Origin of the sequence: Pseudoalteromonas sp. NEC-BIFX-2020_002, assembly GCF_013002825.1 — a bacterium.
Taxonomy (GTDB): Bacteria; Pseudomonadota; Gammaproteobacteria; order Enterobacterales; family Alteromonadaceae; genus Pseudoalteromonas; species Pseudoalteromonas neustonica.
On the sequence record NZ_JABEPJ010000025.1, the window covers coordinates 1 to 12264 of the forward strand.

Genomic DNA, 12264 nt, shown 5'->3' on the forward strand with positions numbered 1-12264 from the left:
CTCCTACGTGTGGTGTGTAGGTGGCTTGTTTTGTAGGAACAGGCTTTAGCCGTGATTGGTTTCATTGAATCACAACAAGGCTCGGGTTATGTACAAAAACCATTCGGCGCTAAAGCGCTTTCCTACGTGTGGGGTATGTGTTTTTGTAGGAATCGGCTTTAGCCGTGATTGGTTTCATTGAATCACAACAAGGCTCGGGTTATGTACAAAACCATTCGGCGCTAAAGCGCTCTCCTACGTGTGGTGCATAGGTAAATTATTTTGTAGGAACAGGCTTTAGCCGTGATTGGTTTCATTGAATCACAACAAGGCTCGGGTTATGTGCAAAAACCATCGGCGCTAAAGCGCACTCCTACGAGGGCTTTAAACACCAAACCATCACGTAGGAACAGGCATCAGCCGTGATGTTTTAAGCTTGGGTTATGTGTAAAAGCCATTCGGCGCTAAAGCGCTCTCCTACGGGTGGGGTATGTGTTTTTTTGTAGGAACAGGCTTTAGCCGTGATGTTTTATGGCTCGGGCAATGTACAACAGCCAATCGATGTTAAACATAAAAATGTTTAGGCAAAGAGATTAAATTGAATCTAAAAGGGTTTTATAAAAAATGAAGGATATACTTTGAAATAAGAAAGGAAAAGATGGGGCGATTGACGGGGCTTGAACCCGCGACAACCGGAATCACAATCCGGGGCTCTACCAACTGAGCTACAACCGCCACAACACACCTTGTTTGGTGTGGCGCGGATAATACATAAAATTATAATAGTTGTGAAGGCCTAGCAGTAAAAAAAATTAAAATAATTACAAAAATCGCTGCATTAGCTTAAAAAACGATCTCAACTGCTGTTTTTATATAGTTAATTCAGATTATATCGCCAAAGAGCTTTAATCATTAAGGCTCTGTTTTATTTATTACGCTATAAATTAATAAAACAATAATGTTAAATAAGATATAATTTATGCAGCATAGTGCTCAACAATGAATATCAGGAGTGAATATGGATACAATAATTAACTGGCTAAACGAAAACTCAGGGCTAATTTTGCATTACGGCATTCAAGCGGTAATAGCATTAGTAATCTTTTTACTGGGTGGTCGTGTAGCTAAATTTTGTTCAAACTTAACAGAAAAAGCATTCGATAAGAAAAAAGTAGATAAAGCGGTTGGTTCGTTTGTATCAAGCATTGTATACGCTATCGTATTCATGGCGACGATCTTAATGGCGCTTTCGCAAATTGGTATCGAAACCACGTCATTTATCGCTATTTTAGGTGCTGCAGGCTTAGCGGTAGGTTTAGCGCTTCAAGGCTCACTGTCTAACTTTGCATCTGGCGTACTAATTATTTTACTTCGCCCATTTAAATCAGGTGATTATGTTGAAGCTGGCGGTAAAGCAGGAACAGTTAAAAAAATTGAAATTTTCTCTACTGAATTTCGCACACCAGACAATAAAGTAATCATCATGCCTAACTCAGCAATCATGTCAGGCCCAATTGTTAACTTCTCTCGTGAGAGCACGCGTCGTATTGATTTAGTGATTGGTGTTGGTTATGACGCCGACTTACGTAAAGCAAAAGAAGTGCTTAAATCAGTGCTAGATAAAGAGCCTCGGTTACTAAAAGATCCAGCGTATACAGTTGCAGTATCTGAGCTTGCCGATTCAAGTGTTAACTTTGTAGTGCGTCCTTGGGTTAACTCTGGTGATTACTGGCCAACGTATTTCGATTTAATGGAAAATATCAAAATCTCATTAGATGAAGCTGATATTACAATACCATTCCCGCAAATGGATGTTCATTTTCACAAGCAAGATTAATCAACCAAACAAGTAGCAAAGGTTATTTTTTAATGAAATTAAAGCTTTTATCAATTTTAGTTGCAGCATCTGCTGCAACTAACGCATTCGCTGAAGAAACTAAAACATGGGATGTTACCAGTGAGTTAGGCGCTATTATTACAAGCGGTAACACTGAAACAACCACTTTAAAAGGTGGGATCAAGGCACTCCATAACCTTGAAAGCTGGAACAACGAATATAGAATTGACGGTCTTTATAAAGAAGATGAAGTTGAGAACAGTGCAGGCGTAAAAGAAACACAGCGCACAAACGAAAAATATTCGTTATCAGCACAAGGTAACTATAAATTAAATGAAGATCACGCTCATCTATTTATTTATGGCTCACATGTGTCAGATTACTTTGGTGCGTTTCGCAACGAATCTGTAATTTCAGCAGGTTATGGCCAACGTTTGTTAGATCGTTCAGACATGTGGTTAAACGCAGAGATAGGTCCTGGTTATAAGTATTTTAAATACCCAGCAACAAGTACCGCCGTTGATAGTGATGGCGTATCACTTGCGGGTGAATACGAAGGTGAAGTAATTGCCCTAGGTAAACTTGATTACACCTGGAAAATATCAGACAACGCAAAGTTCACTCAGCTAGTGGGTATGGAATACGGCGATACAAATACCAAAACGCGCTCAGAAACAGCGCTATTAGCTAAAATCAACGGCTCGTTACAAATGAAGGTTGCGTACAACATTACGCACAACTCAGATGTGGCTAATGATAAAGAAAATACAGATACCGAAACCTCATTAACGCTAGTTTACAGCTTTTAATATTGTTTTAGTTAAAGTGTTTTGTATAAAGGGACTTAGGTCCCTTTATACAAGCGTTAAAAAGAACTTTTGTAATAATTTGTAGATGAATTCTTTTGTAACTAATTAAAAGTTATAAAGTAACTAAAAGCGAATGCTTATATGAAAAGTTTTAATGGGGTTTTATATAGACAGCCCCCCGAATCAACGCGTATAATCCCCGAGCTTAAATAGAAGTTGGCAGTTTTTTAAGTTAGTAAGCTAGTGTTTTAGGGATTGATATGGATAGTTGGTACTTATTATTTTGTAAGCCTCGCCAAGAAGCGCGTGCGCAGGTTAACTTACAAAACCAGGGAATGGAAGCGTTCTTCCCCCTATTAAAAACAGAAAAGCTGGTTAAAGGTCGTCGTACTTTTAAAGAATCAGCATTATTCCCTAATTACCTCTTTGTACGCTTAAACTCACAGCAATGCAATTTTTCTGCGGTAAAAAACACCCGCGGTATCAGTGGCTTTGTATCGTACGGATCGTCATACCAGATAGTCCCCGATTTGCTCATCAGCGAACTACAAAAATTTCAACCTAATATTGATTCTCAAAACCTGCCTAGCTCAGGTGATTTAGTCTATTTAAGTAATGGATCATTTAATGGTGTTCAAGCAATTTACCAAGAACCTGATGGCGATATGCGCAGCATATTACTGGTTAATCTACTCAACCAAAAAATAAAAATGAGCGTAGATAACCGCGATATCAAAAAAGCAGGATAAATTTGCGTAGGCGGAGCTTTACGCCGCGCAAATGTAAGGTTGGATAAATGCTAAACCTGCGCGAGGTGCTGTGGTTAAGTAACTCCGCCTACGGATTAGCATTGGTGTTTAATTTGCGTAGGCGGGGCTTTACGCCGCGCAAATGTAAGGTTGGATAAATGCTAAACCTGCGCGAGGTAAACTCTCGCCTACGGGTTGGTATTGGTGTTTAATTTGCGTAGACGGGGCTTTACGCCACGCAAATGTAAGGTTGGATAAATGCTAAACCTGCGCGAGGTAAACTCCCGCCTACGGATTAGCATTGGTGGTTAATTTGCGTAGGCGGGGCTTTACGCCGCGCAAATGTGAGGTTGGATAAATGCTAAACCTGCGCGAGGTAAACTCCCGCCTACGGGTTGGTATTGGTATTGGTGTTTAATTTACGTAGGCGCCCGCTTTAGCTGCGATTTATTATCTCAGCGCTAAACAATTTAAATGTATTTATCAGTACGTAGGAACTGCAACCTAGGGGCGGAAGCGTGTCCGAAGTACCATTAAGCATTAAAAGTTAGATTAGCCGTACTGTGAGTACCTATTTTAAGTATCGAGTCAGCTTGTTTTCAGGTTTAAGCGTTTATATTAAGTAAGCTATTTAGCGTGATAAAATACCGAATGGGCACTCTTTGTTAATCAAATTACAAAAAAGTTAATTGCACGCGCGATAACTGTACGGCCGACCTTGCGAAGCGGGTAGAGCCATGGTTTAATTAGCCAGCGAAAAATAGCAGCAATTACTTTAAAATACGCTGAAAGTTTTAGAATTTAATAATATTTGGGAATTAATAATGGCGCTAAGCTGTAAAACACTTGTGGCATCGTTCACTTTGCTCACAATGACAGGTTGTACAATCATCCCCGGTAGCCATTTCGAAGGAATCGAATCGGGTGAGAAAACACGAAACCTAGAGCAAGATCTTGAAAAAGTAAATATTCAAATTATTGACTCATCATTAATTTATCAGCAAAAGCAGGCGAGTAAAAAAATCAAGCCACCATCAAATCTCGATGGTATAGATACGCATGATTATGAATATAAACTTGGTGTTGGTGATGTATTAACTATAGGTGTATGGGATCACCCAGAATTAACAATACCAGCAGCGGTACAACGCACAGCAGAATTTGATGGTTTTAGGGTGCAAGCTGATGGCACCATTACCTACGCGTACGCACCAAATATTCCTGCTGCAGGTAAAACAGTTGGCCAAATCCATAAAGAATTAGTAAAACGATTAAGCCGCGTAATAGAAGACCCACAAGTTGATATTAAAGTGGTTGGTTTTAGAAGCCAAAAAACTTACATAACAGGTGAGGTTACTAAACCAGGCGTATACCCAGTAACAGAAATACCACTCACATTAATTGACGCACTTAATCAAGCTGGCGGCTTAACCGAAGCGGCAGACTGGCGCACAGTTACTTTTACCCGTGGCGAAAAAACAGAAGTTATTAAACTTGATGACTTTTATGCGCATGGCGATATTTCACAAAATCGCTTATTACAACATGGCGATATAGTGCATGTTAATCGCAACGATCTACAAAGTGTATTTGTACTTGGTGATGTTAAAAAAGCAGGCTCGGTAGACGTAAACCGTTATGGTTTAAATTTAGCTGAGGCTCTCAGTGAGTCTGGTGGCTTAAACGAAAACACAGCAAACGCAAACGGTGTTTTTGTATTACGTAAACGCGATTTAGAAAAAGACGGCATTATTGCTGATGTATACCAATTACACGCCAAAAATGTTGCTGCGCTAGTATTAGCTGAGCAGTTTGAATTGCAACCGCACGATATTGTATATGTAACCTCTGCGCCGTTAGCTCGCTGGAACCGCGTAATTAGCTTATTACTACCATCTATCGCGACAGTTGACTCGATTGATGATTTAGCTACAAGACAATAAAAGGAATACGATGTTTGATTCTATCTTAGTGGTATGTGCAGGAAATATATGCCGCAGCCCAACTGCTGAATACGTATTAAAAAGTAAGCTAGCAGGTAAGAATATACATGTTTCGTCGGCAGGGTTAACAGCCCTTGAAGGTAAACCTGCTGATGCAACAGCAAAGCAAATTGCTGTAAGTCATGGTATTAACATGGATGAACATCAAGGCCGTCAGTTATCATCAAGCTTAGTGGCACAAAATAGTGTGATTTTAGTAATGGAGCCGCGGCATTTAACCGATTTGTGTAATCGCTACCCAGAAGCGCGCGGTAAGGCTTTTTTATTGGGTAAGTGGCTAGGCGATAAAGAAATCCCCGACCCTTACAGGCAAAGTTTAGAAGCGTTTGAACACGTATACGAATTAATCGACAGCGCCTGTAGCGCTTGGCAAAAGTATTTATAAGGATAGGCTAGTACATGAATGCTCAGCCCACTGCATTAGCAGCAAATAAACAAAACACAGCACAACAAGCAAGCCAAGAAATAGACCTAATGGCACTATTAGGTGCATTAATTGATCGTAAATATTTTATAATCGCGCTAACAGCCGCCTTTATGTTTATTGGCGTAGTCTATGCCGTACTTTCGACCCCAGTATACCAAGCAACCGCGATGATCCAAGTTGAAGACGGCAGCGGCTCAGTCCCTGGTTTTGACGATATGGCTGGCATGTTTGAAAGCACATCAGCCGCTGTAACTGAGATTGAGCTATTAAAATCGCGTTCAATTATTGGTGAAGCAGTTGATAGCTTAAAACTCGATATTATAGTTGAGCCAAAACTCTTCCCATTTATTGGCGGCCGTGCATTTCGTAAATTTACACCAATAGCTGAGGGTGACTTAGCTGAGCCTAGCTTTGGCGCAAGCTCGTATGCGTGGGGCGGTGAGAGCGTTGATGTATTTAGGTTTGACGTACCACGTTCCGCTATAGGTGCTGGCTTTACGTTAGTTGCGCAAGCAAATAACAGTGTTGCGTTACTAAATGGTGACGGTGAACAAATTTTAGCGGGTAAAGTAGGGCAGGAGCTTAGCAATGGTCAATTTAATTTAACTATTCGCAGCTTAAATGCCCGCGCAGGTACTGAGTTTAGCATTAAACGTAAAGACCGCCTAAATACCATTTTAGACTTGCAAGCAGCAATAGGTGCAAGCGAAAAAGGCAAAGATTCAGGTATTATTAATTTAAGCTTGCAAAGTACTAAACCAGCTTATGCTGAAAAAGTACTTGATAAGGTAGCGGGTATATATGTTCGCCGCAACGTTGAGCGTAATAGCGCTGAGGCTAAAAAATCGCTTGATTTTTTAGAGGTGCAATTACCAGAAATTAAAAAGCAACTTGAATTTTCTGAGCAACGCTTTAACGATTACCAAATAAAACGCCAGTCAATTAACATTACTTTAGAAACCCAAGGCGTATTAGAGCAAGTCGTAAAGCTTGAAACTAAATTACAAGAGCTAGAGCTTAAACGCTTAGAAATGAGCCGCAAGTTTAAAAAGGACCACCCAACGTACCAAGGTTTACTTGAACAAATTAGCGCGGTTAATGATCAGAAAAAAGAATTGGTTGGTGAGGTAGGCAACCTACCAGAAACTCAACAAGAGTTATTACGTTTAAAGCGTGATGTTGAAGTAAGCAACCAAATTTACACCCTACTACTAGGTAAAACACAAGAGCTAGATATTGTACGTGCAGGTACTGTCGGTAACGTACGCATTATTGACTCAGCCGAAGTTAATACATCAAAGCCAGTTAAGCCTAAAAAAGCACTTATTGTAGTTATGGCAACTATGTTAGGCGGTATGCTTGCTGTAGTGATTGTGTTAGTACAAAAAGCCATACATAAAGGGGTTGAAGACGCTAACGAGATTGAGGCAATTGGCTTGCCAGTATACGCTAGCGTACCGTACTCAGATTATCAAGATAAGTTAACCGGTTTTAGTAAGGCACTCAAAAACAAAATGAGTAAGCCAAAATCAATATTAGCGCTTGATAACCCAGCAGATTTATCAATAGAGGCACTGCGTAGTTTACGCACCAGTCTGCACTTTGCGATGATGGAAGCTAAAAACAACATTATTGCAATATCAGGCCCAAGCCCAGGTGTAGGTAAATCATTTATATCAGTAAATTTAGCGGCAGTGCTTGCACAAAGCGGTAAAAAAGTACTGATTATAGATGCAGATATGCGTAAAGGCTATTTGCAAACTCAGTTTGGATTAAAGTGGAATGATGGATTAAGCGATTACCTATCAGGTCGCTTAAACTTGAGCCAAGTAACTAAGCCAACATCAGTTGCAGGGTTGAGTGTGATTACGCGTGGCCAAATACCGCCAAACCCGTCAGAGCTATTAATGCATAGCAACTTTAGCAAATTGGTTGCAGAGGTAAGTGCTGAGTACGATATTGTTATTATAGATACCCCGCCAATTTTAGCGGTAACTGATCCTGCTATTGTAAGTGCGCACACGGGCACAACGTTGTTAGTAACACGCTTTGGTCAAAACCATATTAAAGAAATAGAGCTAACCCGTAATCGTTTTGAGCAAAACGGCATAGATGTAAAAGGCGTAGTATTTAACGGCGTAGTTAAAAAAGCCAGCAATGCATACGGCTACTACGGTTACTACAACTACGAATATAAATCGGATAAGTAAGAGAAAGGCACTAGGTGTTAGGGGAAAGGTTAAAAAAACTAGGTTCTAGGATAGTGACTAGGACCTAGGGACTAAAATGTAGAACATTTGGTTTCAAATGTAGGTGGGGCTTTATGCCGCGTATTTGTAATAAAAGCAAAAGATTAACCACAGAGAGCACTTAGGAGTCGGCTTTAGCCACGATGGTTTTCTCTGTGTAGCGAAGCGCTTCGGTGACCTCGGTGGTAAAAATGTTTTGTAGGCGGGGCTTTACGCCGCGCACTTGTAATAAAAGTAAAAGATTAACCACAGAGAGCACGTAGGAGTTGGCTTTAGCCACGATGTTTTTCTCTGTGTAGCGAAGCGCATCGGTGACCTCAGTGGTAAAAAGTGTTTTGTAGGCGGGGCTTTATGCCACGCACTTGCAATAAAAGTAAAATATTAGCCACAGAGAACATGTAGGAGTCGGCTTTAGCCACGATGGTTTTCTCTGTATAGCGAAGCGCCTTGGTGACCTCTGTGGTAAAAAGTGTTTTTGTAGGAGCTGGCTTTAGCCGCGAAAGGTTTGACCTTTCATCTTTTACTTTAAAGCTGATTAACCTAGAACCTAGAACCTAGAACCTAGAACCTAGAACCTAGAACCTAGAACCTAGAACCTAGAACCTAGAACCTAGAACCTAGAACCTAGAACCTAGAACCTAGAACCTAGAACCTAGAACTAATTTAAATTAATAATCAAGAGAATATTAAAATGCACGACTCATTAACGGACCTAAAGATTGGCATCATAGGTTTAGGTTACGTAGGCCTGCCATTAGCAGTTGAGTTTGGTAAAAAGTTCCCTGTATTGGGGTTCGATATAAACCAAGGCCGAATTGCGCAATTACAATCTGGTCATGACTCTACGCTTGAAGTAAGTGATGAAGAGCTAAAAGAGTCACCACATTTAAATTACTCTTTCACAGTATCAGACCTTGAAAGTTGCAATATATATATAGTTACCGTACCGACACCAATTGATGAACATAAACAACCTGATTTAACGCCCCTTATTAAAGCCAGTGAAATGCTAGGTAAAGTGGTTAAAAAAGGCGATATTATTATATATGAGTCAACCGTATACCCTGGTGCTACTGAAGAAGCTTGTTTACCTGTAGTTGAGCAAGTCTCAGGCCTTAAATTTAACCAAGACTTTTTTGCAGGTTACTCGCCAGAGCGTATTAATCCGGGTGATAAAGAGCATCGTGTAACTAATATTTTAAAAGTTACCTCAGGCTCAAACCCTGAAATTGCTGAAAAAGTTGATCAGCTTTATAAATCTGTTATTACCGCGGGTACACATAAAGCAAGTTCGATTAAAGTAGCTGAGGCTGCAAAAGTAATAGAGAACACACAGCGCGATGTAAATATCGCTTTAATCAATGAGCTTTCAATTATATTCAATAAGCTAGATATTGACACGCTTGAAGTGTTAGAGGCTGCTGGAACTAAATGGAACTTTTTGCCATTTCGCCCAGGTTTAGTTGGCGGGCACTGTATTGGCGTTGATCCATATTACTTAACTCATAAAGCTCAAAGTGTTGGTTATCATCCTGAAATGATTTTAGCTGGCCGCCGCTTAAATGATGGCATGGGAAAACATGTGGTTTCTGAGCTGGTTAAAAAGATGCTTAAAAAGCGCATTCAAGTTGATGGGGCTAATGTACTAGTCATGGGCTTAACCTTTAAAGAAAACTGCCCAGATTTACGTAATACCAAAGTGGTTGATATTGTAAGTGAGCTTAAAGAATATAACATTAATGTAGATATTGTTGATCCTTGGTGCTCAAACGAAGAAGCACAGCATGAATATGGTTTAAGTTTAACCACAGAGCACAAACAAAATAATTATGACGCAATAATTTTGGCTGTTGGTCATAACGAGTTTAAAGAAATGGGCGCAGCACAAATACGTGCACTAGGTAAAGCGCAGCACGTTTTGTATGACCTAAAATATGTGCTACCTAAGCAAGACGTAGATATGCGTTTATAGTCATTGTAGGCGTGGGTTTACCCCGCGCTTTTTAGGACATAGGTACTTTACTCTTTAAATGCCTGCAAAGCCCTCTACTGTAAAATATTTTAAAGGAAAATCATGACTCGTTACGAACAAATTAAAGCAGAACTATTAGCTTCCCCAAAAACTTGGCTAATCACAGGTGTGGCAGGATTTATAGGTTCAAACCTTTTAGAGCATTTACTAAAATTAAACCAAAAGGTAGTTGGGCTCGATAATTTTGCAACGGGGCATCAACATAATCTTGATGAAGTGCAAGGCTTAGTGACCCCAGAGCAGTGGCAAGGTTTTAATTTTATTGAAGGTGATATTCGTCATTATGAAGATTGCGAAAAAGTATTAGCTAATAACATTGACTATGTATTACACCAAGCCGCTCTAGGTTCTGTTCCTCGCTCTATTGCTGACCCAGTTACAACAAATGCGGCTAATATTACTGGTTTTGTAAATTTGCTACAGGCTGCTAAAGAGGCAAACGTTAAAAGCTTTACTTATGCTGCAAGTAGCTCGACATATGGCGATCACCCTGCATTACCAAAAGTTGAAGAAAATATTGGTAACCCTCTATCACCTTACGCAGTAACTAAATATGTAAATGAGCTATACGCTGGTGTTTATGCGCGTACTTATGGCTTTAAAACAATTGGTTTACGTTACTTTAATGTATTCGGTCAACGCCAAGATCCAAATGGGGCATATGCAGCTGTTATCCCTAAATGGACTGCTGCTATGATTCAAGGTGAAGATGTATTTATTAATGGTGATGGTGAAACTAGTCGCGATTTTTGTTTTATTGAAAATACAGTGCAGATGAATATTCTAGCAGCTACAGCTTCAGATGCAGCTAAAGACGAAGTATATAACGTAGCAGTGGGTGATCGTACAACACTTAATGATTTGTATAAAAGTATTCAATCCGCACTTAAAGAGTGCAATATAGTTGCAGAAGAGCAACCAGTTTATCGTGATTTTAGAGCTGGTGATGTGCGACATTCTCAAGCCGATGTTAGCAAAGCTGAAACTAACTTAGGCTATGCACCAGAATATAAAATATTACAAGGTATTAGCAAAGCAATGCCATGGTATAAAGAATTTTTAGGTAACAATTAATATGAAAATCTTAGTTACTGGAGGAGCTGGTTTTATTGGCTCGGCTGTTATACGCCATATAATTAAAAATACGACTGATTCAGTTATTAATCTTGATAAATTAACTTATGCGGGCAATCTACAATCATTAGCATCTATTGAGAGTAGTGAGCGCTATATGTTTGAGCAAATTGATATCTGCAACCGAGCTGAGCTTGATCGTGTGCTTTCAACTCATCAACCTGATGCCGTAATGCACTTAGCCGCAGAAAGCCATGTAGACCGTTCAATTACTGGACCTGCAGAGTTTATTCAAACTAATATTGTAGGTACATACACTCTATTAGAAGCTGCTCGCGAGTATTGGAATTCACTTGAGGATCGCGCAAAACTCGCTTTCAGATTTCATCATATCTCTACAGATGAAGTTTATGGTGATTTACCTCACCCAGATGACCAAAAGGGGGATGCGTTAGGTAAACAGCTACCTTTATTTACTGAACAAAACGCTTACGCCCCGAGCAGTCCGTATTCGGCAAGTAAAGCATCAAGTGATCATCTTGTTAGAGCTTGGCTAAGAACTTATGGTTTCCCAACAATTATAACTAATTGTTCAAATAACTATGGGCCTTATCATTTCCCTGAAAAGTTAATACCTTTAGTTATTTTAAATGCACTTGAAGGTAAAAATTTACCTATTTATGGTAAAGGTGATCAAATTCGCGATTGGCTCTATGTAGAAGATCATGCACGTGCCTTATACAAAGTTGCTACTGAAGGACAAGTGGGTGAGACATATAATATAGGTGGCCATAATGAAAAAAAGAATATAGAAGTTGTACAAACAATTTGCAGTATTTTAGATGAATTAGTGCCTAAAGAATCAAATTATGCAGAGCAAATTACATTTGTAAGCGATCGACCAGGGCATGACAGACGCTATGCAATAGACTCTTCAAAAATGGGTAAAGAGCTTAATTGGACTCCAATTGAGACTTTTGAAACTGGGTTGCGTAAAACCGTGCAATGGTATTTAAGTAATCAAAATTGGTGTCAAAATGTGCAAGACGGTTCATATCAACGTGAACGTCTCGGCGAAATAAACAGTGCAACGCAAGGAAAGTAA

Annotated in this window: 9 protein-coding genes and 1 tRNA gene; 9 read left to right on the top strand and 1 reads right to left on the bottom strand. The window is 39.7% G+C overall.

Features of this window, described 5'->3' with window-relative positions; all coding sequences use genetic code 11:
• Window positions 1-638 precede the first annotated feature (638 nt).
• Window positions 639-714 (bottom strand) — tRNA-His (locus HJP15_RS19780).
• Window positions 715-997: 283 nt separating this feature from the next.
• Here HJP15_RS19780 and HJP15_RS19785 point away from each other — a divergent pair.
• The 9 genes from HJP15_RS19785 to rfbB all read left to right on the top strand — a co-directional run bounded on the left by HJP15_RS19785 (window position 998) and on the right by rfbB (window position 12264).
• Entirely contained in the window at window positions 998-1816 is an 819-nt protein-coding gene (locus HJP15_RS19785; protein WP_054452804.1) for a mechanosensitive ion channel family protein, read from the top strand.
• Window positions 1817-1848: 32 nt separating this feature from the next.
• A complete protein-coding gene (locus HJP15_RS19790) occupies window positions 1849-2625 on the top strand; it encodes a DUF481 domain-containing protein (protein ID WP_054204449.1) in 777 nt (258 codons plus the stop codon).
• 260 nt (window positions 2626-2885) lie between these two features.
• Window positions 2886-3374 carry a transcription/translation regulatory transformer protein RfaH gene (gene rfaH / locus HJP15_RS19795; protein ID WP_054452800.1) on the top strand — a complete coding sequence of 163 codons (489 nt, stop codon included), beginning with the start codon at window positions 2886-2888 and terminating at the stop codon, window positions 3372-3374.
• A gap of 824 nt (window positions 3375-4198) precedes the next feature.
• A complete protein-coding gene (locus HJP15_RS19800; protein ID WP_054204447.1) occupies window positions 4199-5317 on the top strand; it encodes a polysaccharide export protein in 1119 nt (372 codons plus the stop codon).
• A gap of 10 nt (window positions 5318-5327) precedes the next feature.
• On the top strand, window positions 5328-5762 hold the full coding sequence (locus HJP15_RS19805) for a low molecular weight protein-tyrosine-phosphatase (RefSeq protein ID WP_170174431.1): 435 nt from the start codon (window positions 5328-5330) through the stop codon (window positions 5760-5762).
• A 14-nt stretch (window positions 5763-5776) separates the two neighbouring features.
• Window positions 5777-8014 carry a polysaccharide biosynthesis tyrosine autokinase gene (locus HJP15_RS19810; RefSeq protein ID WP_170174432.1) on the top strand — a complete coding sequence of 746 codons (2238 nt, stop codon included), beginning with the start codon at window positions 5777-5779 and terminating at the stop codon, window positions 8012-8014.
• 730 nt (window positions 8015-8744) lie between these two features.
• Window positions 8745-10025, top strand: a complete 1281-nt coding sequence (tviB, locus tag HJP15_RS19815) for a Vi polysaccharide biosynthesis UDP-N-acetylglucosamine C-6 dehydrogenase TviB (protein ID WP_170174433.1) — start codon at window positions 8745-8747, stop codon at window positions 10023-10025.
• 102 nt (window positions 10026-10127) lie between these two features.
• The gene (locus HJP15_RS19820) at window positions 10128-11159 is read left to right on the top strand and encodes an NAD-dependent epimerase/dehydratase family protein (RefSeq protein ID WP_170174434.1); all 1032 of its coding nucleotides are present in this window, start codon (window positions 10128-10130) and stop codon (window positions 11157-11159) included.
• Between the two features lies 1 nt (window position 11160).
• Complete coding sequence (rfbB, locus tag HJP15_RS19825; RefSeq protein ID WP_170174435.1) at window positions 11161-12264, top strand: dTDP-glucose 4,6-dehydratase; 1104 nt, start codon at window positions 11161-11163, stop codon at window positions 12262-12264.